This window comes from Mycobacterium sp. DHQP2018-32-09, assembly GCF_058148405.1.
On the sequence record NZ_JBYVYK010000004.1, the window covers coordinates 83761 to 106278 of the forward strand.

A 22518-nucleotide genomic window follows, 5' to 3' on the forward strand; every position below is an offset into this window, starting at 1 on the left:
TGCCATCGGGGGCGACAAAGGGGCGACGGGGGTATGAACACGACGGATGAATCGGCGTTCGCCCGACTCGGCAATCGCGATCTGGTGGCCGGCATCCGGCGCCAGCTCGACGAGCTGTCCGCCGCGCGCGACCAAGTCGACCGGCTGCTGCAGTTGGTCGTCGGCCTTACCTCCGACCTGGAACTCGACGCCACCCTCGATCGCATCATCGACGCCGCGATGGTGCTGACCGGCGCACCCTACGGAGCGCTGGCCGTGCGCGCCGACGACGGCAGCCTGGTCTCGTTCATCCACCACGGCATGTCGACGGAGTCCGTCGCGGCCATCAACGAAATGCCCGCGGGCAAGGGGCTTCTCGGATTCCCGCTCGAGGGTGCGGGCGCCCTGCGGCTCGACGAACTCACCACGCATCCTGCCTCGGCGGGATTTCCCGAGCACCATCCGCCGATGCATGCCTTCCTGGGGGTGCCGATCACGATCCGAGGCAGCGGATTTGGCAGCCTGTACCTCACCCACGACACACCCGGTCGCACGTTCTCCGACGTCGACGAGGTGTCGGCGCGGGTGCTCGCCTCCGCCGCCGCGGCCGCCATCGACAACGCCAGGCTCTTCGAGCGGGTGCGCACCACCGGCGAGTGGATTCAGGCCAGCCGCGAGATCTCCACCGTCTTGCTCTCGGATACCGAACCCCCCGAGGCGCCCATGCGGTTCATCGCCCAACGCGCCTGCGAGCTGGCCCGGGCCGAGCAGGCCATCGTGCTCGTGCCCGTCGCACCCGAGCCGGCAGGTGCACCGCCGTCGTCGCTGGCGGTTACCACCGCGGTCGGTAGAAATGCCGAAGCGGTTTTAGGACAGCAGATTCCGGTCATAGGCACCACCAGCGGTGAGGTGTTCACCACCGCCCAGCCCGTCATCACCCAGTCGTTCCGGCACGCCATTCCCGCCTTCACCGACGCGGGGCAGCGCTCGGCGATCGTCATGCCGCTGTGCACGGACGAGACCGTGCTCGGGGTCATGGTGGTGGCTCGGCGTCACGACGACGTCCCCTTCGACGACACCCAGCTGGGACTGCTCGGCGACTTCCTCGGCCACGCGACCATCGCGATGACGCTGGCCGCGACCCGCAAGCGCGAGGCCGAACTCACCTTGGTGGCCGACCGCGAGCGCATCGCGCACGACATGCACGACCACGTGATCCAGCGATTGTTCGCGGCAGGCCTGGACCTGCAGGGGACCATCGCCCGATCACCGTCGGCCGAGGTGAACGCGCGGCTCGCGCGCACCATCGACGACCTGCAGGCCACCATCGAGACCATCCGGTCGACGATCTTCCATCTGCAGGCGCCGATGGCGGGGGTGGACGGCTTCCGCGAACGCCTGGAGCGGGTGGTCACCAGCCTGACGCAGGACCGCGGTCTCGCCACCGGCATGCACTTCACCGGGCCCCTCGGTTCGGTCGGTACCGTCGTCGCCGACAACGCCGAGGCCGTCACCGCCGAAGCGGTGAGCAACGCCGTGCGGCACGCCAACGCGTCCCAGGTCGACGTCGCCGTCACGGTCGGCGACGTGTTCTCCCTCGAGGTCACCGACGACGGTCGCGGCATCCCCGCGGAGGACCATCGGGTCAGTGGCCTGGCCAACATGCATCGCCGCGCCGAGGTCCTCGGCGGGACGTGCACCATCGCCCCGGCTCCAGGTGGCGGCACGCGAGTCGAGTGGATCGTGCCGTTGATCGCCGAATGACGTCCCGATGGTTCGCGAAGGACCTACGGCCCCCGCGCGGGTGACGGAGGGCCCTGCGGTCCACGGCGTGGCGGCTGCTTGGCTGGACCGAACCAGCTTGGGAGACGACATGCACGAAGACCGGTTGACGGCGCTGGACGCTGGCTTCCTTCAGGCCGAGGATTCCGACGGCCACGCCAGCCTCGCCGTGGCCGCCCTCGCCATCGTCGAGGGTCCTCCACCCAGCTTCGCCGACGTCGTGGCCACGCTCGAGCAGCGCACCGCCGACCTGCCGCGGTGCCGGCAGGTTCTTCAGGTGCCCCTCTTGGACATCGGGCCGCCGCGATGGGTCCCCGCCACCGCGTTCGACGTCAACCAGCACGTCCGTCGGGTGGCCGTCGCCGGCCCAGGCGACGATGTCGAGCTGTTCGACCTAGTGGCCGAGCTGATGGAGCGCCGGCTGCACCGGTCCCGGCCACTGTGGGAGTCGTGGGTGATCGAGGGGCTGGCCGGCGACCGCTGGGCGATCCTGACCAAGGTGCACCACTGTGTCGCCGATGGGATGTCGGCGATGGCGATGCTCACCGACATGTGCGACCCGGACCCGATCCCCGATCACCGTGTGCCGAGTTCTCCGCAGCTGGAGGCCACCCACGGTGACGCGGCGAGCCTCGTGACGAGAGCGCGCTCACTGGTGCGGACGGGCACCGCCGCCGCGCAGAGCACGCTGCGCATCGTGCGGGGGGCGGCTCAGGTCGTCGGCGGCCTGGCGTTCCCGACACCCCAGTCGATGGCGGGTCCGCTCGGCGATCTGCGACGCTTCAGCGCGGCCCGCGTTTCCCTGTCCGACGTCCAGCTGGTGTGCCGCCGCTTCGACGTCACGGTCAACGACGTGGCGCTGGCGGCCATCACCGAGGCCTTCCGCACGGCCATGTCCGCCCACGACATGACGTTGCGGGCCGACTCCATGCGGACCTTGGTGCCGGTGTCGGTGCGGCCCGCCGACGCGTTGCACACCCCGGACAATCGGGTGTCCCTGCTGCTGCCCCTGCTCCCGGTCGACGAAGCCGACCCGGTGCAGCGCCTCCGCAAGGTGCACGGCCGGCTGGCGACGGCCAAGGCCGGCGGTCAGCGGCAGGCCGGCTCGCTGGCGATGGCCGCGGCCAACCTGGTGCCCTACCCGGTGATGGCCGCCGCCGTCAGACTCCTGACCCGCCTGCCGCAGCGCGGTGTGGTCACGGTCGCGACCAACGTCCCCGGGCCGGTCCGCCGCGTGCGGGTGTTGGGCCGCGAGGTCGTCGAGGTGATCCCCGTTCCGCCCATCGCGGTCGGCCTGCGCACCGGCATCGCGATCATGAGCTATGCCGACCAGCTCGCGTTCGGGGTGCTCGGTGACTACGACGCCGTGATCGGTGCCGAGGAACTCGCTCGCGGTGTGCAGACCGGTCTGCAACGCCTGGTGACCATCGCCGGCGCCGCGCGACGCAGCCGACGCTCGGGCAACCTGCTGCTGCTGCACGCCTGAGCACCCGGCAGGTCAGTCTCGCGCGGGCGCACCGGTGTAGTCGAAGTACGACGCCACCTCGTCGATCGGGCGGCGCGGGGTGGCCGGGAGCGGATCGGCGTTGACCGGAGCCCAGCCCACCCGGAGCAGCATCTGCGGGTACTCATCGCCGTCGAAGACGGATGCGCGCAATGCCTTTCGGGCATCAGCGATTTCGAGCGGCTCGGTGAGCGGGCAACTCGCCAGCCCCTGGGACGTGGCGGTCAGCAGCGCCAAGCTGGTGGCCTCGCCGGCGCGCAACCTGGCCGCGGCGTCGTCGGCGTCGGTGCCGAGCACCAGCAGCACCCCGCGATCGTCCTCGGCCCGCGCACCCGGGGGTTGGTCCAGCTGGCCCCCCGTGAACGGCCGGTCCGGCCCGGCGGCGTCGATCGATCGCGGGGTGTTGCGGGCAGGCACGCCTGCCGTCGAGGCGTGCCGACCGCTCCAGGCCGCCAGTTCGGAGAGGTATTCCCGATCGGTGCCGTGACTGCGGGCGGCGGTGCTGAGGATGCGGCGGACGTCCGGGGTCAGTTCGATGCGACGCAGCCGCACGCCACGCTGGGCCACCCGCGCCCCGATGAGACCAACGTCGGAGGCCGACACCGGCCAGCTGCTGAACAGCCGACGATCGCTGCGCCGCAGCGGAATCGCGGCCGCCAGGGCCACGTCGAGTTCCGTCGGGGCGCACCGCGACAGCTCCAACGCCGCCAAGTGGGACGGGTCCGCGGCGTTGGGCAACCGGGTGACCCGGCCGCGCCAGCCCAACGCGCTCAGGGCGACCAGCGCATGGTGTAGACAGATGCCGCAACTGAGCAGCAGGTCCCGCTGGTCAGGATCGGTGTGCGGCAGCACGCGATCGGCGTCGGAGTACAGATGCACGCTTCGGTCGCCGATCCGCCACACCCATGGTTGGCTGTTGTGCACCGACGGCGCCCTCGTGGCGAGGCTCAGCGCCGTTCGCATCGTGTCATGGTCCGGAAACTGAGCACTCATACGGATTTCGCCTTCCCTCACGGTCAACTGTGAGTTTCGTGACGGGGAACCGACAGGGTCCGAAGTCCCCCACACCGCACCGCGCGGGCGGCAGTGCCGCCCCGGTCACTTCCGCACCAGCAGCACCGAACAGCGCGGGTAGCCGACTATCGGATGACCACTCAACACCGTTGTCCCCAATAGCTTTTCGGCGTCCCGTCGTCCCACGACCGCGAGCCCCAGGTTGGGCCCGGGCGCCGCGGACGGCCCGCCCGATCGGCCGTATCCGGCGGCGACGGTCTGGACGGCCACGTCGGGAAAGCGGCGCACCCAGCTCTGGCGCCGACGGTCGACCATGCGTACGCCCGCGTGACGCAGCCGCGCCTCCTCCATCGCCGTGCGCACCACCTCGTCGTTGTCCGGGCTGTCGTCGAGGACCACCGCGACCACCCCCGTTCCCACGCCGTAGAACCCGGTGCGCACGATCGCCACCGGGCACCCGGCCCGTGCCGCCAACGCGGCGGCCACCGGACCGAACAGTGGCCGGTCGGAGGCGACGGGATCCGTCGCACCGATGCACGCCAACGCCGCGCACGCAGACTGCTCCACCAGGACAACAGCCGGATCACCTGGAAGACAGCATGTTTCGACGACCACCTGAGCGCTGACGCCGCGGGCCACCCCCTCGGCGCGCTCGCATTCCTCGCAGCCGCCGGCGCATCGACCTTCGACGTGGACCACGCGCAGGGGTACGCCACGCGAGACCGCCTCGGGCACCGCCCACGACACGGCGTTCATCGACGCCGGAGAACCGTCCACCCCCACCACCACCACCGGCCCGGCAGCGGGCCCGTAGCCGGTGCGTGTCGTCGTCACGGCGTCTGCGCGCCGACCGCCCCGCGGCGGGCCAGCGTGGCGACGTCGATCGCCCGGAGCAGGTCACCCGACGTCACGATGCCGATCAGTCGGCCATCGTCGAACACCAGTGCGCGCGTGGGCGAGGCCCCGGCGCCCATCCGGTGCCACACGCTGGTCAGGGACTCGTCGGGTCGCGCCCGCACCACGTCGTCGAGCGGCACGGCGACGTCGCCGACGAACGTGTGGGACCTGCGCTCCGGGGGCACCCGGCGCAGTTCCCGCAGCGACACCAGGCCCGTGACACCGCCGTCGCGGTCCACCACCGGATAGCTCGAGTTGCGGAGCTTCAACAGGTAGTTCTGGACGAAGTCCTCGACCGTGATCCATCCCGGCGCGACGTGGGGGCGTGCGGTCATGACGTCGGAGATCACCACGCCGTCGAGATCCCGCCGCAGCCGCACGCTCCACTCCTGCTCCCGTGCGGCGAGGAACAGGAACCACGCGATGAAGATCATCCAGACACCCGCCACCACTGAACCCGTGACGAACTCGAGGAGTCCGACGACCGCCAGCGCGACGGCAATGGCGGCACCTGCGCGGGCGGCGACGACGGTGGCCCGCGTGGCGTCGCCGCTGCGCTTCCACAGCATTGCCCGCAGGATCTGCCCGCCGTCCAGGGGTGCGGCGGGCAGGAGGTTGAACAGGGCGAGGAAGAGGTTCATCCCCGCCACCCACCAGGTCACCGCCACGACGATGGTCGGGACCCGCAGCGCCTGCAACGACACCGCCAGCGCCGCGCCGCAAAGTGCCAGCGCCACGCTGGTCAGCGGGCCCGCGACCGCCACGCGGAAGGCCGCGCGGGCGGTCGGCGGATCGTCGCCGAGCACCGCCACGCCGCCGAACAGCCACAACTGGACGTCGCGCACCCCCAGGCCGCAGGTGCGGGCCACCACGGCATGGGTCAGTTCGTGCGCGAGCAGCGATGCCAGTAGGAGCACCGCACCACACGCCCCCGCCAGCCAGTACACCGCGGTGGCCTGCTGCGGGGCGGCCGACGGCAACGTGGTGGCCAGGCTCCACGTGAACAGCCACAGGATGACCAGCACGCTCCAGTGCAGCCTGACCGTGAAGCCCAACAACCGCCCCACCCGGATGCCCTCGTCCACCGTCGCCTCCCCTTGCTCGTGCGGTGTCAGGACCCCCGCGCCACCAGCACCGGCCGTCGAGCACCGTGCGCGACGGCCGTGCTCACCGACCCGAGCAGCGCCCGCGTCGGTCCGCCGCGGCCGTGGCTCCCGATGACCAGCAGTTGCGCTCCGGCGCCGTGGGCCAGCAGCCGCCGCGCGGGATGGTCCTTCTCGACGAACTGGCGCACCGTGACCTCAGGACGGCACTCCGCCCACCCGGCGAGCCGCTCGGAGAGCGTCTCCTGGGCCCACTCGTCGAGGTTGCCCCAGTAACCGTCGACGAAGTCGTCGGTGTGGTCGATCCACACGTGCACCGCGTGCAGTTCCACACCGCGCCGCGACGCCTCGTCGAAGGCGATCGCGGTGGCCGCCTCCGATGCCGGCGACCCGTCGATGCCGACCACCACGGGAGCGTCGGACGGATAGGTCAGCGTCGGGTCCTCGTCGTGGACGACGGCGACGGGGCAGTTCGCCCGGTGGATCAGACCCGTGGACACCGACCCGAGCAGCAGACCGGAGACACCTCCCAGCCCGCGGCAGCCGACGGCCATCACCTCGGCCTCGTCGGACAGCTCCACCAACGCGGGCACGAACGGTGCCGTCGCGAGCCGATGGCTCACCGGGATGGGTGGAGTCGCGGTGATGGACTCTGCGACCCAGGACAGGGCCTCCCCGACGATCTTCTCGGCGTGGCGGTCACGTTGCGCCCAGTAGCCCGCGTCCAGCGGCGCGTCGATCCACGACAGCATGGTGGCGGTGGGCATCACGTGCACCACCGTCAGCGGCACACCGCGCAACACCGCGTCCCTGGCGGCCCAGTCCACGGCCGCGTGCGACTCCGGTGAACCGTCGACGCCGACGACGACGCCGAGCCGCCGCCGACTGCTCGCAGGTGTCGCTCCCATGTTCGTGCTCCCTAGTTCCGCGCCCGTGCCGTCGACGGGGTCGTCACCGTCGATGGTGCGGAGTCGGCCTCGCAGCAGGTCAGAGCCGAAGGTCCCGATCGTCGCCGCCGCGCACGGTGACGAAATCCCCTAGCCGCTGCGCGCCGGCGGTCCCTAGCGTCGCGGTCACGCACATCCGGGGAAGGACGTCACGATGGACGATTCGGATGCACTGCCCGTGGTCGTCGGCATCGATGGATCTGCGGCCGCCCTGCACGCCGCGCAGTGGGCGGCGCGCGATGCGGCCGCCCGAGACACGTTGCTGCGCCTCGTCTTCGCGGCCAGTTCCCCGCGAACCCAGGGGGAGCCGTCGATCAGCGACGCGGACACGTACTTCGGCGAGGAGGTGCTGCGCGAGGCGGCCGCTGCGGTCGAGGCAGGGGGCGAGCCCATCAAGGTGACCACCGACGTGATCTGGGGGCCGCCGTCGAACGTCCTGGTGGCCGAGTCCCGACGGGCGGCGTTGACGTGCGTGGGCACCGTCGGCATCGGCGCCCTCTCGCAGGCCATCGTGGGATCGACCGCGATGAGCGTGGCGCGGCGCGCCCACGGTCCGGTGGCCGTCATCCGGCCGCCGCTGGCCGACGAACACGCGCACTTCGTCGCGGTCGGCGTCGACGAGTCCGCCCCGATGGCCGCCGTCGACGTCGCCGCCAGGACGGCGCGCGCCCACGGCGCGCCGCTGATCGCGGTGGGTCTGGGCTGCAACGCCTTTGGCGTGAACTCCGTCGAGCGCACCGAGGCGCTCGTCGAGGACGTGCGACGGCGCTACCCCGACCTGCGCATCGACCTGATCGGGGCACGTGCCGGGTTGACGGAGTTCCTCGCCGAGAATCGCCACGACCTGGCCCGCCGCTACGCCTGGCCGCGCTCCGCCGTGGGGCACCCCCATCCGGTTGCGGTCGTGGACGACGCCGATCACGTGCTGGCCCTGGTGGGGCCCGCCGACCACGCCGTGCGACCGCACGCGTTCTGCTCGGTCGTGGTCTGGCATGGCTGACGCGCCCGAGCCCACCGAGTACGGCGTCGCCGTCGCGATCGACTGGTCGTCGTGCAGCACCGCGGCGCTCCGGTGGGCTGGTGCCGAGGCCGCGCTGCACGGGTGCACGCTGACCCTGGTGCACGTCGTGGCACCGGTGGTGTTCGACACCCGCGACCCCCGATTGCGCATGAGGATCGAACGCTGGCTGGAGCATCGCGGCCGCTCGCTGCTCGCCGATGCGCGGCAGTCCATCGAGACGGCGGGCGAGGTCCCCGCGGAGCGCATTCGCACCGAACTGCTCTTCGACGCGCCGGTGAAGCGGCTCGCAGAGCTGTCCGAGAAGGCCTCGATGATGGTGGTGGGCAGCAGGTTCCACGGTTCGCTCGGGGGCCGCCGGCTGGGTTCGGTGAGCGCCGGGCTGGCGTGCCAGGCGCACTGTCCGGTGGTGGTGGTGCACGACTTCGAGCAGTACCGCTTCCAGCTTCCCGTGCTCGTCGGCGTCGACGGGTCGCCGGCCTCGGAACGCGCCGTCGCCGTCGCGTTCGACGAGGCCTCCCGGCGTCGCGTCGGGGTGATCGCGGTGCACGCGTGGAGCGACGTCGGCGTCTTCCCGCTCCTCGGGATGGACTGGCAGGAGCACCGCCAGGAAGCCGACGAGGTGCTCGCCGAACGCCTGGCCGGCTGGCAGGAGCAGTATCCCGACGTCGCGATCGAACGGCACCTGTACTGCGACGTCCCCGCCCACCATCTCCAGCGCGAGTCCCGGCGTGCCGGCCTGGTCGTGCTGGGCAGCCACGGGCGCGGCCAGGCGGCGACGCTGGTGTTGGGTTCGGTGGCCACCGCCGTGGCCGAGAGCGTCGACACGCCGGTGATGATCGTGCGCGGCGAGCCCGACTCGCGCCGCACCTGAGCCCGGGAGGACGCGATGGCAGCCCGGGGCGCGGTCATGGCGAGAAGCCGGGGCCTGCGTGGCGCGGTGGCGAGCCGAGATCTTGGACGTTTCCAAGATTCACCCGGCACGCTCACGCCCGTGATCGAGCATGACGGCGCCTTGGCTCCGAAGCTGTTGATCGTCGAGGACGATCGCGCACTCACCGAACTGCTCCGCGAGCTGTTCGGCGCCGAGGGGTACGTCGTGACGGTGGCCCAGGACGCGCAGCAGGGGCTCCATCGTGCCCTCACCCAGGACTTCGACGCCGCGATCATCGACCGCGGCCTCCCCGGCCGCGACGGGGCGGAGCTGGTCGCGGTCCTGCGCGCCGACGGCATCGCGACCCCCGTCATGCTCCTGACCGCGAAGGGCACGCTGGCCGACCTCGTCGAGGGCCTCGACGCCGGCGCGCAGGACTACGTGGTGAAACCCTTCGAGGTGCCCGAACTGCTCGCCCGGGTGCGCGCCCTGCTGCGTCGGCCCGACGGCGGCGCCGTGGTGCGGGCCGGCGGACTGTGCCTGGATCGGGTGTCCAACACCGTGGCCGTCATCGGATCCGACCCCGCCACCGTGACGTTGACCAAGCGTGAGGCCGCGCTGCTCGCGGTGTTCATGACCGCACCGCACCGGGTGTTCACCCGCCGCCAACTGCTCGGCGCCGCGTTCGACGGCGTGGAGACACCGGGCACCGTCGACACCTACGTGCACTATCTGCGGCGGAAGTTGGGTCAGCAGGTGATCCGGACGCTGCACGGTGCCGGCTACCGGTTCGGTGGTCGGTGACGCCGCCGCCGCGGCCGCCGCCCCACGCCGTCGTGGCGCGGGCCGGCCGTTCCATCGCCCTCCAGGTCGCGGGTGCGCTGGCCATGGTGCTCATGGTCGTGGCCGCCGTCGCCTCCGCCTCGGAGGTGGGCGTGCGGGACCGGTCGGCACCGGCGCAACCGACCGATGCGGCCGCCGGCCAACTGTTCTGGTCGCTCGGCACGGCGCTGGCGGCCGGCGCCCTGGCATCGCTGGCCGCCGTCGTGGTGCTCACCCGCAGGATGGTGCGGCCCCTCGCGCAGGCGCTGGCGCTGCAGCGCCGCTTCGTCGCCGACGCCTCGCACGAACTGCGCGCTCCGCTCACGGTATTGCACACGCGCGCACAGATGCTGGCGCGGCAGGCGGCCGAGACCGGGGCCACCGGACTGGCCGACCAGGCCGCCCGCCTGGCCGACGACGCACGCACGCTCGGCGAGGTGATCGACGACCTCCTCGACGCGGCCGCCACCGCGGCACCCCACTCCCACCTCGCCGACGTCGTCGACGTCGCCGCGGTGGTCGCCCAGGTCTGCCAGACGATGGCACCGGTCGCCCAGCTCGGGGGCGTCACGCTGGTCGCCGACGCGACACCGCAGGCACCCGTCCGCGGCTCCGCCACCGCGCTGCGCCGCGCGGTCGTCGCACTCGTCGACAACGCGCTGGCGCATCAGCATCCGGGGGGCACCGTGCGGCTGCGGACCGCGCGGGCGGACGATCACGTGACGATCGCGGTGATCGACGACGGGCCCGGCGTCGACGCGATCGAGGCCGACTCGATGTTCGCGCGCCACGTCCGGGGTCGACATCCGCCACAGGACGGCGCGCGGCGATCCCACGGGATCGGGTTGGCCCTGGTGCGTGAGATCGCCCGATCCCACGGTGGCGAGGTGTCGCTGACCGAAACACCCGGCGGCGGTGCGACGTTCGCCATGCTGCTGCCCCGAGCGGGCCGGCCGCCCGGGGCTAGTCGTCGATGGGCCGGGCGGACCTCGCGTCGTCGAGACTCGCGTCGAACCGGAACCGCCTGCCCGTGACCCCGAGTGGGTCGATCCGGATGTAGTGCTCCTTGGTGGGCGCGGTCCACGGCGTCAGTCGCGCCCGCCGCGCCGCGTCCAGCTCCTCGTCCGAGTGCAGCACCCGTGCCCTGCCCTTGACGATCACGCTCCACCCCTCGTCGGAAGCGTGGTCGTCGGCTTCGAACAGCACGTTCTCGTTGATCACCGCGCTCACCAGCTTGGTGCCCTGGGCCGTGCGCACCAGCACCTTGCGGCCCAGTACCGCGAAGTTCACCGGGAAGATCTCCGGCCGGTTCTCCACGCAGGTGACGAGCCGGCCGACCGGGACGCTCGAGAGCAGTTGCCAACACTCGGGTTCGGACAGTATCGACACGAGCGCGGTTGCGGGACCATCTCGAATGTCGGGCATGGTCGAAGGCTAGGACGGACGCCGCCCGGGCCGCGACGCCGAACGTCCCCACGAGGAGGGCCGAAAGTCCCTGCGCCGTTGTCGGTCAGTGACCTTCGGCTCTGGTATCGCCGTGCCCGCGAGCCCAGCATCGATGGTGCAGGACCGCCCATCAGAACGGGGACACGATGACGCGCACCACCAGCAGGCCCGCCGACAGTAGATTCGACGTACTGGCGTGGGGCTTCCTGGGTTCCGACTTCGCCACGACCGACTATGCGCACTGGCCGCTGGAACGGCGGGTCGACGCCTACCTCGCCCATCACGGCCCCACCCTGGTGCGCGACGACGGGGCACTCTTCGACGTGCTGGTGGACCGGGTGATGTGGAACATCGAACCCGCTCGTCGCCGCGGCGTCCTCAAGAGCATCGGCTCCCGCCCCGAGAGGACGACACGTGTTGCACGGTGAACGGCGCACCGGCGTCCTGGTGGGCGTCGACGGATCGGTCGAATCGGACGCCGCGATTCGGTGGGCCACGCACGAGGCCATCACACGCCACGAACCGCTGACCCTGCTGCACGTCGTCGTGCCGGTGGTGGGCAGCTGGCCGTTGCCGTCGGCTGCCGCGGGAATCACCGAATGGCAGTTGGAGAACGGCGCCATGGTGCTACAGGCCGCGCGCAAGGTCGCCCACTCCGCGGCAGCGCACTGCGAACCGCCGACGATCGACACCGAGCTGCGGCACGGTTCGGCCGCAGGAACCCTCGTCGCCCTCTCGCGGGAGGTGTCGGTGACCGTCGTCGGCACGCGGCGGGTGGGAATGGTGCGGCGAGTGTTGGAGGGCTCGGTGAGCCGTCACGTCCTGCACCACGCACACGGGCCCATCGTGGTGGTCCATCCCGGTGAGGCGGACGACATCGACGTCACGTCCCCAGTGGTCGTCGGCATCGACGGCTCCCCCTCCTCGGAGCTCGCCATCGCCTGGGCATTCGACGAGGCGTCACGCCGCCGGGTCGACCTGATCGCCATACACGCCTGGACCGATCTGGTGCTGCCCGCCGACATGACCCTGGACGAGCAACCAGGCCAGGCCATCCTGGCCGAGTGTCTGACCAAGTGGCAGGAGTGCTACCCCAACGTCACCGTCCGACGCCGTGCGGTGGTGGACGATCCGGCACGCCACCTGATCGAGGCATCCCACGATGCGCAACTGGTCGTCCTCGGCAGCCGGGGACGCGGCGGCTTCGCGAGCATGCTGCTCGGTTCGGTGGCGGCGCGGGTCGCCATCGAGGCGGCCGCACCCACCATGGTCATCCGACCCCGGTGATCCAGCCCCGCTGATTCGGCACGTCCGGTGTCCCGCATCGGTCACCGGTCGTCCTCCCACGCCCGGCGGTAGGCCGCGACGGCGGTGGGCAGGGTCGGGAAGAGGTGATCGGCGCCGATGCGATCGAGCACCCCGGCGGCCTGCAACGCCTCGCGGAGGTCCTGCTTGACCCGCGCGAGCACCAAGACGATCCCGCGGCTGGACAACTGCGTCCGCAGCCGCTCGAGCGCGTCGAGTGCGGTCATGTCCACCTCGACGTTGGCCTCGACGTTGAGCACCAGCCAGTGCACCGGAGGCTCGGCCAGGTCCACCGCGGCCAGCGCGCGGCGCCGAAAGTCCTCGGCGTTGGCGAAGCACAGTGGCGCGTCGTAGCGGTACACGATCAACCCCGGGATCACCGTGGCCTCGGGATAGTCGTCGACGTCGTGCATCCCGGGAAGCCCTGGCACGAAACCCTGCACGCTGTCGTGCGCCCTGGCCAAGCGGCGCAACAGGTCCAGTATCGACAGGGCGATGGCCGCCAGCACGCCGGGCAGGACCCCCACGACGGCCACGGCGACCGCCGTGATCACGGCGAGGACGAACTCACTGCGACGAAATCGCGCCAGTCGCAGGAACTCCCGCACGTCGACCATCGCGACCGCCGCATACACGACCAGGGCGCCGAGCACGGCGCTGGGAATCGCCGCGATCACCCGTGTGCCCAGCACCGCCGTCGCCGCGACGAGCACCAGTGCCATCAGCGAGTACACCTGCGTGCGGGCACCGGACAACCACGCCAGCGCGGTGCGGCTGCCGCTCGAACTGACGGGAAAGCCGTGGGTCAGACCGACGGCCACGTTGCAGACCCCCAGCGCGCGCAGTTCGGCGGCGACGTCGACCTCCTGACCCGCCTTGGCCGCGAACGCCCGGGCCGTGAGCACGTTGTCCGAGAACCCCACGATCGCGATCCCCAGTGCCGGCAGCGCCAGGTCCCGCACCGCCTGCGCCGGTATCGCCGAGATGCCCATCGTCGGCAACCCGACCGACAGTGCCCCGACGACGTCGATCCCGTGCCGGGCGGCACCCACCACGGCGACCGCGCCCGTGACACCCGCCAGTGCGACCAGGGGTGCAGGCCACCGCGGCGCCCAGAGACGCAGTGCCGCCATGGTGGCGAGCGTCGCCGCCGAGACGACGATGGTGGGCCAGTGGGGCCCGGCGGTGGCGGCCAGGAGCGACCGCAGCTGGGCCACCAGGTCCTCGCCGGACGTGGGCACCTTGACCAGCCGGCCGAGCTGGCTGACCACCATCACGACCGCGATCCCGCTGAGGTAGCCGACCAGCACCGGTCGCGACAGCAGGTTGGACAGGAAGCCGAGTCCGACGAGCCCCGCCATCAGGCACACCGAGCCCACCAGGACGGCGAGCACTGCGGCGTACACCGCCTGCTGCGCGACGTCACGCAGCGCCAGCGGTCCGAGCACCGCAGCCGTCATCAGTGCCGTGGTGGACTCCGGACCCATCGACAACTGCCGGGAGGACCCGAGCACGGCGTACACCGCGAGCGGGGCCAACGCCGACCACAGTCCCGCGCTGGGCGGCAACCCGGCGAGCGTGCCGTAGGCGAGGGCCTGGGGCACCAGGTAGGCGGCCACGCTCAGTCCGGCCTGGGCGTCCGAACGCAGCCAACCACGTTGGTAGCCTGCGATGTTCGCGACCCCGGGCAGCCAGCGCCGCCAGCTCGTCGCGGCGCCCTGGGACGGCATCTGCGAGCTAGGAGGGCGCACCCGGTGTCGAACGGCCGGCCCCGGACCTACGTCGCATGGCCGGCGATCGCCGTCTGGGCACAGATGGCCTTGACGAAGTCGACGATCGCGTGTTCGGGCAGGTGCCGCGCGATGTCGGCCTCGGTCACGATGCCGACCAGGCGGTGCTCGGCGATCACGGGTATCCGGCGCACCTGATGCTCCTCCATGATCAGCAGCATCTGCTCGATGCCGGCATCGGCGGCCACCCAGTGGACGAGCCCCTGGGTGATCTCGGCGACGGTCGTGCTCGCGGGATCCTTGCCCGCGGCCACGACCTTGACCGCGATGTCGCGATCGGTCACCATGCCGTGCAGCCGGTCGTCGGGTCCGCAGATGGGCAGGGCACCCACGCCGAGGTCACGCATCGAGCGCGCAGCCTCGAGCACCGACGCCGATTCGTAGACGCAGGTGACGTTGGGATTCATGATGTCTCGAGCAGTGGTCATCGTCGACTCCTGGGCACGTGAGCGTTTCAGTGGTGTCCCGAGACGCTAGCCGTCGGCACCGGGGGCGACGAAGGGGCGAAGGGCCCCCGTGACCGTGACGCGCGCCGCGGATCACGGGCCCAGAGACCCTATTCCGGAGTTGCGGGCGCCGGGCAGCATCGCCCCATGACCGCAGAGAAGACCATGGTGCGCGACACGATTCGAGTGTTCAACAAGCACGTCCTGAACCCCGTCATGCTGCTCGTCGCCCAACGCAAGCATTCCTACGCCTCGGTGATCGACCACGTCGGCCGCCGCTCGGGCCGTCACTACCGCACACCGGTCGTCGCCGACCGCGTGGTCGACGGGTTCCTGATCCCCCTGCCCTACGGCGACCGGGTGGACTGGCTGCAGAACCTTCAGGCCCACGGCGAGGGCACGATTCGGCACGCCGGACGGACGTGCACCGTGCGCAACCCGGTGGTCGTCGACGCCGCCGTCGCCGAGGCCGAACTACCACCGCGGCGACGGCGCCAGTTGCACCGTTTCGGGGTCAAGTCCTTCGTTCACGTGGACGTGGCTTCCGGTGACGGGTCCGGCACCGACGCGGCGTCGGCCGAGGACGGTTCCGGCGGCGAACCGTCGGCGTCCTCCTGACGCACGATCAGGATCGAGCAGCTGGTGCCGCGCAGCGCCCTGCGCGCCCGCCGGCTGGTCAGCTGTCCGATCGATCCCTGCCTGCCTGCCCCGACGACGAACATCTGGTCGACGGCGGCGCTCTGTTCCAGCATCGTCGCCAGATCGTGCGGCAGCGGCAGGACGCACAGTTGAACGCCGACCGGCTCGTCGTCCCGGTCGGCGAGGTACTCGTCCATGCGCGCACGCAGGTTGGGCACGCTGCGCTTGGAAGGCTTGCCCTTGGACGGCAGCGACGCCGACCAGGTGGTGAGCGCGAGCACGGGGGCCTTGCGCCACACCGCTTCGTCGAGGGCCGTCCGCAGCACCGCGCGGGACTCGGCCGTCTCGTCGAGCACGGCGACCACCCACCGATGGAACGTCGGTGGCCGCAGGTGACGTCGTCGCACCACCGCGAGCGAGCAGGGCGCCATCCCGACGAGCGTGCCGACCGTCGCGCCCCGCCCCGCCGGTGCCGAGTCCCCGGCACCCTTGTGCCCCACGCACAGCAGCGCCGCCCGCCGCGCGGCGTTGGCCAACTCCAGCGCCGGATTGCCCTGAAGGATCTCCGATTCGAGTTTGGCGGCGGGCACGTGCCGCGCGACCGCCTCCCACGCGGCGTGCACGACCTCGTGCGCGTGCTCCATGCCGCGCTCCAGGTCGTCGACGACGGCGGGATCGACCACGTGCACCAGGTCCAGCGCGGTGTCCCTGGCGACGGCCTCGTCGGCTGCCCACACGGCCGCACGCACGCTGGTGCGCGATCCGTCGATGCCCACCATCACCGGATACGACGCGTCCATGATGTACCTGCCCTTCGTCATGGCGTCGGCGTGGACGCCCGGCGTGACGTGACCCGACGGTTGCCGAGCCCGATCCCGCGCGCCTGCCCGGGGCCGGCGCGCGACGTGGTGGTGAATCCTCCTGCGCGCCGGTGTATCCGGTGGCGATGCGTGCGTACCGGCCCGGACGCCGGCCGCGTGCGCCGGGCGATGTCGCGAAAGAACGCGGCCTTGGTGACCTCTGCGAGCAGCAGGTAGATCACGACCAGACCCGCCAGCACGAGGAAGAACTGCCACGGCAGCCGGCTGAACCCCAGCACCGACGACCACGGCGAGACGGTGATGGCGACGCCGATGACGACGGCCGCGAGGGCGCACACCGTCAGCGCCGTCGACGCGCGGCTGGCGAAGAACGGGACCCGCCGCGTGCGGATGGCGAACACGATGAGCGTCTGAGTGGCCAGTGACTCGATGAACCACCCGGTCCGGAACTCCGCGGGCCCCGCGTGCAACACCGCGAGCAACAGTCCGAAGGTCAGGAAGTCGAACAGCGAGCTGAGCAATCCGAAGCGGACCATGAAGTGCCGGATGAACTCCACGTCCCAGTGCGACGGCGCCCGCAACTGGTCCTCGTCGACGCGATCGGACGGAATCGCCAGCTGCGAGCCGTCGTAGAGCAGGTTGTTCAACAGGATCTGGCTGGGCAGCATCGGCAGGAAGCTCAGCATGGCCGAGGCCGCCGCCGCACTGAACATGTTGCCGAAGTTGCTCGACGTGCCCATCAGCACGTACTTGATGGTGTTGGCGAAGATTCGCCGCCCCTCGGCGACGCCTGCGGCCAGCACGCCGAGGTCCTTCTCGAGCAGGATGACGTCGGCGGCGTCCTTGGCGACGTCGCTGGCGGTGTCGACGGAGATCCCGACGTCGGCGGCGTGCAGGCCCAGCGCGTCGTTGACCCCGTCCCCGAGGAAGGCCACCGCACGTCCCCGGCTGCGCGCCGCGGTGATCAGATCGGCCTTCTGCTGCGGCGACACGCGCGCGAACACCGTGTACCGCTCGAAGGCCTCCGCCATCCGCGCGGTTCCCATCCGGGTCAGCTCGTCGCCGGTGAGCACTCCCGTGACCGGCAACCCCAGCTCGTCGCACACCCGGGTGGCGACGCGCGGGTTGTCCCCGGTGGCCACCTTGACCTCGACGCCGAGACCGGCAAGCCGTGACAAGGCCTCGCGCGCAGCTGGTTTCGGCTCGTCGCTGAAGCACAGGAAACCGCAGAGCCGCAGGTGAACCTCGTCGGCGGCCGTGGCACCGGTCATGCCGTCCGCCGGTTTGCGCGCCACCGCGACGACGCGTCGGCCCGCCTCGAAGAGTTCGTCGAGGACGGCCGTGGCCGTCGCGGGCGGGTCGTCACAGAGGGCGAGGACGCGTTCGGGGGCACCCTTGACCACCAGCCACCGTCGGCCACCGTCGTCGACGAGGACCGAGGTGGCTCGGCGTTGGTGGTCGAACGGCACCACCGCGACGCGATGGGCATCGGCCAGGACGGCTCGCGCGTCCACCGCCTCCGACAGCGCGGCATCCAGGGCGTTGCTGCCCCGTTCGCCGCGCTCGGCCTCGATCTCGGTGGCCAGCAGGCCGGCCCGCAGCACGTCCGGGCTGCGGGCACCGGTGGCGTCCACCGCGTCGAGGAACGTGATGTGGCCATCGGTGAGCGTGCCCGTCTTGTCGGTCACCAGGACGTCGACGTCGCCGAGGTCTTCGATGCAGACCAGGCGTTTCACCAGCACCTTCATCGCGGTGAGGCGCCGCGCGCCCGCCGCCAGGCTGGTGCTGACGACCGCGGGCAGCAACTGTGGCGTGATCCCGACGGCGATCGCGAGCGCGAACAGCGCCGTCTCCAGCAGCGGGCGCCGCAGCGCCAGGTTGATCGCGACGATGCCCACCATCAGGGTCAGCGCCACGCCGAGCAGCAGGTACGAGAACCGTCGCAACCCGATCTGGAAGGCGGTGTCGGGTGCGCGGGTGCCCAACCCCGCGGCGATGCTGCCGAACTCGGCGTCGGCACCCACCGCGTAGACCACTCCCGTCGCCTCACCGTCGGCCACCACGGTGCCCATGAACGCCACGTTCGAACATCCCTGCAGGTCCGTCGCCGCCACGGCGCCGACCGCCTTCTCGACCGGTAGCGCTTCCCCGGTCAGCACGCTCTCGTCGCACTCCAGACCGGACGCGGTGAGCAGACGCAGATCCGCGGGCACCACCTGACCGACGTCGAGCGCGACGACGTCGCCCACCGTCAGCCGGGTCACGTCGACGCGGACGTACTCGCCGTCGCGCAGCGTGGTGACGTGATGGCGGAGCCGGTCGTGCAGTGCCACGGCGGTGCGCTCGGCCCGGTACTCGTTGCCGAACGTGAGAGCGATGCTGGTGACGAGGATGACGCCGATGATGGCCGCCTGGTTCGGGTCGCCGACGAAGACCGACATCGCCGCGGCGAACGCGAGCAACAGCAGCAGCGGACTGCGCAGCTGATGGCCGAGCAGGGCGAGCGCGTTGACGCGTCGCTGCGCAACGACGTTGGGGCCGTTGACTTTCAGCCGCTCGGCGGCCTGCGCGGACGTCAGCCCGTCCGCGTTGCCGCCGACGCGCGCGAGGACGTCGGCCGTCGACATGCGCGCGGCGTCGAGGGCGTCGAGTCCGCGGGGCCGGGCGGTGCGCGGGCGGCGCGCCAGTACGTCGGTCATGGCCGCGGCCCTCAACGCCGACGCGTCCCCGACCGCATCCCGTCCAGGATCAGCCGGTGTTCGGCGGCTGCGACGGCACGGCGGGTGTCCGCGGCGGCATCGGGTTCCACCGAGATGGAGGTGATGCCCATCGCCACCAGCCGCTCGGCGAACTCCGGGTCCGTCGACGGCCGTTGCCCGCACAGTGACGCCGTGATGCCGCGTCGTCGTGCGATGGCGACGATGCGCTCCACGGCGTCGAGCACCGCGGCGTCGGCCTCGTCGAACAAGTCGGCGCACGTCTCGGAGTCGCGGTCGACGCCCAACATCAACTGGGTGAGGTCGTTCGACCCGATGGACACGCCGTCGACGCCCATGTCCACGTAGGCGGGCAACCAGTGCACCACCGACGGCACCTCGGCCATCACCCAGCGGTGCAGACCCCGCTGGCGTCCGAGTGGGCTCGCGTCCACGAGGTCCAGACAGCGTTCCAACTCCCACCGCGTGCGGACGAACGGCAGCATGATCCCCACGTTGGGAAAGCGCTCGCGAACCCGCGCCAGCGCCTGGCATTCCGCGTCGAACAGGTCGGGTTCGTGCAGGTAGCGATAGCATCCGCGGTACCCGATCATGGGGTTGCGTTCCACCGGTTCGAACTCCTCACCGCCGGCGAGGGCCCGGAACTCGTTGGTGCGGAAGTCGGTGGTGCGGTAGACGACCGGTCGCGGCGCGAACGGCTGCGCCACCCCCTCGATGGCCGTCGCCAGGCCCGCGACGAGCGCCTCCTGCTCGTGGTCGGCGATCATCCGACGCGGATGCCGACCTCCGAGCGCGGAGGTCAGCATCAGTTCCGCCCGCAGCAGTCCCACCCCGTCGACGTCGAGCAGCGCTGCCCGCCTGGCGGTTTCGGGCAGGGACACGTTCACGTACACCTTCGTGGCGGTGGGTACCGACGGCACCGATGGCGCCGGCGTGCGAGCCTCCGTCGCGGTGGGCGCCGTGCGGGCGGCAGGACGCAGCCCCGCCGTCACCGTGCCGGCATCCCCGTCGACGGTGACCGACATTCCCGTCTGCACGATCGAGGTGGCCGAGCGCGCGCCGACCACACAGGGGACACCGAGTTCGCGGGCGACGATCGCCGCGTGACAGGTCATGCCGCCGGTCTCGGTGACCAGGGCGGCCGCCCGGCGGATGGTCGGCAGCCAGTCGGGGGTGGTCATGGGCGCGACGAGGATCTCGCCGTCCTCCAGTTCCACGCCGTGCGCCGGATTGCGGAGCACCCGGGCGACACCGCTGGCGATTCCCGGTGCCGCGGCGAGGCCGTGCGCCAGCACCTGCGCCTCGGCGGGGCGACACGGTCGCCCCGCCAACGTGGTGATGGGACGACACTGCACCAGCCAGACGGTGCCGTCGTCGACGGCCCACTCGACGTCCTGGGGGCACCCGGCGTGGCGTTCGGCCAGGAGCGCGAGCCGGGCGACGCGTCGCGTCAGCGGATCGTCGAGCACCGGTGAATCCGCCTGCTCGGCAGGCAATTCGACGGTCTGGTCGTGGCCGTCGTCCCCGCGAACGATCTTGAACGTCTTCGTGCCGAGGTGCCGTTGCACGGTGTCGAGGGTGTCCTTGTCCACGACGTAGGTGTCGGGCTGCACGGTCCCCGACACCACCACCTCGCCCTGCCCGAAGGCGGCCTCGATGACCACCTTGGTCGTGTCCCCGGTGGCCGGGTCGGCCGTGAACGCGACCCCGGCTCGCTCCGCGGCGACCATGCACTGCACGACCACGGCCATCGCGGGTGGGCCGCTGATGCCGCGGCTGGCGCGGTACGCGACGACCCGCGGCGTGAACAACGATTCCCAACACCGGATGACGGCGCGCAGCACGTCCCGCTCACCGCACACGTTGGTCTCGGTGCGGTTCATCCCGGCGAAGGACGCCTCGGCGCCGTCCTCCCCCGTGGCCGACGAGCGCACGGCGACGGTCGCGCCGGGTCCCAGTGCGCGATAGGCCGTCACGATCTGTTCCCGCATGGCCTCGCTCAGCTGAATGTCGTGGATCCGGGCCTGCATTCGCTGACACAGTTCGGCGCACTTCCACGACGACGCGACGTGCGCGACCGCGTCGTGGTGCAGGTCCCGGATCACCTCCGTGGCACCGGCGTCGGCGAGCGCGTCCTCGTAGCAGCGCCGCAGCACCACGAACCCCGGCGGCACCGGCAGCTCGGCAGCCACCAACTCACCGAGATTGGCCCCCTTGCCGCCCGCGTCCGCGGCGTCGGCGAGGCGCAGTGCGGCGATGTCGCGGACGTAGACCGGCGTGGGCGCAGCGGGTGCCGGCGCGGCCGACGCCGCGGGTCGTGCCGTCGTGGTCATCGCGCCGCCTCCCCGTCGCGCGCCGCCACCGGACCGGACGAGCGCGTCAGCACCACCTTGAGCGCCCCCGTCACCGACGGTTTGCCGAAGACGTCGTAGGCGGCCTCGAACTCGTCGAGCCCGAACCGGTGCGTGATCATGGCCGTGGTGTCGAGTTGACGGTTGGCGGTCAGCCCGATCAAGGTGGGGGTCGAATGCGTGTCCACCAGACCGGTCGTGATGGTCAGGTTCTTCGCCCAGATGCGTTCCAGGTGCAGCGTTGCCGGACTACCGTGCACCCCGATGTTGGCGACGTGCCCGCCCGGCCGCACCGCGTCGACGGCGTCCTGGAAGGTCTCCGGCCGTCCGACCGCCTCCATGGCCACGTCCGCACCGAGGCCGCCCGTCAGTCGCTCGATGATCGCCATGCCGGCGCCGGCCATGGACGTGGCGACCAGATCGGCGCCGAATGCGCGGGCGGCCTCCAGCCGGGGTTCGGCGGGGTCGACGACCAGGACGTGGCTGGGGCTGAACAAACGTGCGGTGAGGACCGCCGCCAGCCCGATGGGCCCGGCGCCGACGATCACCACGACGTCACCGGGTCGGACGCCGCCGGCCAGCGTGCCCACCTCGTAGGCGGTCGGCAGGATGTCGGCCAGCATCAGCATCCGCTCGTCGTCGAGACCGGCCGGCACCGGGTGCACCGAGTGGTCGGCGAACGGGACCCGGACGTATTCGGCCTGGGTGCCGTCGACGTGGTGGCCCAGCAGCCACCCGCCTCCGCCGCGGCACTGGCCGTAGTGCCCTTCCCGGCAGTATGCGCAACTGCCGCAGGACGTGATGCAGGACACCAGGACTCGATCCCCCACCGCTACGGTGCGCACCGCCGGGCCCGTCTCGATCACCGTGCCCACGGCCTCGTGCCCGAGCACTCGGCCGCGCTCGACCTCGGGGACGTCACCGCCGAGGATGTGCAGATCGGTGCCGCAGATCGTCACCGCGTCGACGCGCACGATCGCATCGGTGGCGGATTCCACCTGCGGGTCCGCCACGTCGGTCCACGACCTCCGACCGGGACCGTCGAACACCAAGGCCTTCATGA

The 22518-nt window shown here is 71.5% G+C and carries 20 protein-coding genes; 9 read left to right on the forward strand and 11 right to left on the reverse strand.

Annotation, left to right across the window (positions count from 1 at the left end):
• Window positions 1-33: 33 nt before the first annotated feature.
• Both AC30CM_RS03635 and AC30CM_RS03640 read left to right on the forward strand, forming a co-directional pair.
• Complete coding sequence (locus AC30CM_RS03635; protein ID WP_490115458.1) at window positions 34-1743, forward strand: sensor histidine kinase; 1710 nt, start codon at window positions 34-36, stop codon at window positions 1741-1743.
• Between the two features lie 109 nt (window positions 1744-1852).
• Window positions 1853-3247 carry a wax ester/triacylglycerol synthase family O-acyltransferase gene (locus tag AC30CM_RS03640; RefSeq protein ID WP_490115459.1) on the forward strand — a complete coding sequence of 465 codons (1395 nt, stop codon included), beginning with the start codon at window positions 1853-1855 and terminating at the stop codon, window positions 3245-3247.
• A 12-nt stretch (window positions 3248-3259) separates the two neighbouring features.
• On the opposite strand, the gene AC30CM_RS03645 is transcribed toward AC30CM_RS03640, so the two are convergent.
• The 4 genes from AC30CM_RS03645 to AC30CM_RS03660 all read right to left on the reverse strand — a co-directional run bounded on the left by AC30CM_RS03645 (window position 3260) and on the right by AC30CM_RS03660 (window position 7187).
• Window positions 3260-4258: an Acg family FMN-binding oxidoreductase gene (locus AC30CM_RS03645; protein WP_490115460.1), complete on the reverse strand. Its 999-nt coding sequence runs from the start codon at window positions 4256-4258 to the stop codon at window positions 3260-3262.
• A 105-nt stretch (window positions 4259-4363) separates the two neighbouring features.
• Window positions 4364-5113 carry a universal stress protein gene (locus tag AC30CM_RS03650; RefSeq protein ID WP_490115461.1) on the reverse strand — a complete coding sequence of 250 codons (750 nt, stop codon included), beginning with the start codon at window positions 5111-5113 and terminating at the stop codon, window positions 4364-4366.
• Window positions 5110-6261 carry a site-2 protease family protein gene (locus AC30CM_RS03655; protein ID WP_490115462.1) on the reverse strand — a complete coding sequence of 384 codons (1152 nt, stop codon included), beginning with the start codon at window positions 6259-6261 and terminating at the stop codon, window positions 5110-5112. The genes AC30CM_RS03650 and AC30CM_RS03655 overlap by 4 nt, the downstream gene beginning before the upstream one ends.
• A 26-nt stretch (window positions 6262-6287) precedes the next feature.
• Window positions 6288-7187: a universal stress protein gene (locus AC30CM_RS03660; protein WP_490115463.1), complete on the reverse strand. Its 900-nt coding sequence runs from the start codon at window positions 7185-7187 to the stop codon at window positions 6288-6290.
• 193 nt (window positions 7188-7380) lie between these two features.
• On the opposite strand from AC30CM_RS03660, the gene AC30CM_RS03665 reads away from it, so the two are divergent.
• The 4 genes from AC30CM_RS03665 to AC30CM_RS03680 all read left to right on the forward strand — a co-directional run bounded on the left by AC30CM_RS03665 (window position 7381) and on the right by AC30CM_RS03680 (window position 10974).
• On the forward strand, window positions 7381-8226 hold the full coding sequence (locus AC30CM_RS03665) for a universal stress protein (RefSeq protein WP_490115464.1): 846 nt from the start codon (window positions 7381-7383) through the stop codon (window positions 8224-8226).
• On the forward strand, window positions 8219-9118 hold the full coding sequence (locus tag AC30CM_RS03670) for a universal stress protein (protein WP_490115465.1): 900 nt from the start codon (window positions 8219-8221) through the stop codon (window positions 9116-9118). Before AC30CM_RS03665 ends, AC30CM_RS03670 begins: the two co-directional genes overlap by 8 nt.
• A 120-nt stretch (window positions 9119-9238) precedes the next feature.
• Complete coding sequence (locus AC30CM_RS03675) at window positions 9239-9922, forward strand: response regulator transcription factor (protein ID WP_490115466.1); 684 nt, start codon at window positions 9239-9241, stop codon at window positions 9920-9922.
• Window positions 9919-10974 carry a sensor histidine kinase gene (locus tag AC30CM_RS03680; RefSeq protein WP_490115467.1) on the forward strand — a complete coding sequence of 352 codons (1056 nt, stop codon included), beginning with the start codon at window positions 9919-9921 and terminating at the stop codon, window positions 10972-10974. Before AC30CM_RS03675 ends, AC30CM_RS03680 begins: the two co-directional genes overlap by 4 nt.
• On the opposite strand, the gene AC30CM_RS03685 is transcribed toward AC30CM_RS03680, so the two are convergent.
• A complete protein-coding gene (locus AC30CM_RS03685) occupies window positions 10904-11365 on the reverse strand; it encodes a pyridoxamine 5'-phosphate oxidase family protein (protein ID WP_490115468.1) in 462 nt (153 codons plus the stop codon). The two genes, AC30CM_RS03680 and AC30CM_RS03685, sit on opposite strands and share 71 nt — an antisense overlap.
• A gap of 167 nt (window positions 11366-11532) precedes the next feature.
• Between AC30CM_RS03685 and AC30CM_RS03690 the strand changes: the two genes are divergently transcribed.
• Together AC30CM_RS03690 and AC30CM_RS03695 are read left to right on the forward strand one after the other, a co-directional pair.
• Window positions 11533-11814, forward strand: coding sequence for a hypothetical protein (locus AC30CM_RS03690; RefSeq protein WP_490115469.1), 282 nt, complete (start codon window positions 11533-11535; stop codon window positions 11812-11814).
• Window positions 11801-12673 (forward strand): universal stress protein, encoded by an 873-nt coding sequence (locus AC30CM_RS03695; protein WP_490115470.1) that lies wholly within the window; start codon window positions 11801-11803, stop codon window positions 12671-12673. The genes AC30CM_RS03690 and AC30CM_RS03695 overlap by 14 nt, the downstream gene beginning before the upstream one ends.
• Before the next feature lie 41 nt (window positions 12674-12714).
• Here the strand turns inward: AC30CM_RS03695 and AC30CM_RS03700 are convergent, their stop codons facing one another.
• Both AC30CM_RS03700 and AC30CM_RS03705 read right to left on the reverse strand, forming a co-directional pair.
• Window positions 12715-14421, reverse strand: coding sequence for a SulP family inorganic anion transporter (locus AC30CM_RS03700; protein ID WP_490115471.1), 1707 nt, complete (start codon window positions 14419-14421; stop codon window positions 12715-12717).
• 47 nt (window positions 14422-14468) lie between these two features.
• Window positions 14469-14909 carry a CBS domain-containing protein gene (locus AC30CM_RS03705; RefSeq protein WP_490115472.1) on the reverse strand — a complete coding sequence of 147 codons (441 nt, stop codon included), beginning with the start codon at window positions 14907-14909 and terminating at the stop codon, window positions 14469-14471.
• 165 nt (window positions 14910-15074) lie between these two features.
• On the opposite strand from AC30CM_RS03705, the gene AC30CM_RS03710 reads away from it, so the two are divergent.
• Entirely contained in the window at window positions 15075-15545 is a 471-nt protein-coding gene (locus tag AC30CM_RS03710) for a nitroreductase family deazaflavin-dependent oxidoreductase (protein ID WP_490115473.1), read from the forward strand.
• Here the strand turns inward: AC30CM_RS03710 and AC30CM_RS03715 are convergent.
• From AC30CM_RS03715 to AC30CM_RS03730, 4 genes are read right to left on the reverse strand one after another with little or no spacing between them, the layout of a single operon-like run.
• Window positions 15455-16387, reverse strand: a complete 933-nt coding sequence (locus AC30CM_RS03715; protein WP_490115474.1) for a universal stress protein — start codon at window positions 16385-16387, stop codon at window positions 15455-15457. The genes AC30CM_RS03710 and AC30CM_RS03715 overlap by 91 nt on opposite strands.
• Entirely contained in the window at window positions 16384-19086 is a 2703-nt protein-coding gene (gene mgtA, locus AC30CM_RS03720; protein ID WP_490115475.1) for a magnesium-translocating P-type ATPase, read from the reverse strand. The genes AC30CM_RS03715 and mgtA overlap by 4 nt, the downstream gene beginning before the upstream one ends.
• Window positions 19087-19097: 11 nt before the next feature.
• Window positions 19098-21437, reverse strand: a complete 2340-nt coding sequence (ppsA, locus tag AC30CM_RS03725; protein WP_490115476.1) for a phosphoenolpyruvate synthase — start codon at window positions 21435-21437, stop codon at window positions 19098-19100.
• Complete coding sequence (locus AC30CM_RS03730) at window positions 21434-22516, reverse strand: alcohol dehydrogenase catalytic domain-containing protein (RefSeq protein ID WP_490115477.1); 1083 nt, start codon at window positions 22514-22516, stop codon at window positions 21434-21436. Before AC30CM_RS03730 ends, ppsA begins: the two co-directional genes overlap by 4 nt.
• Window positions 22517-22518 lie beyond the last annotated feature (2 nt).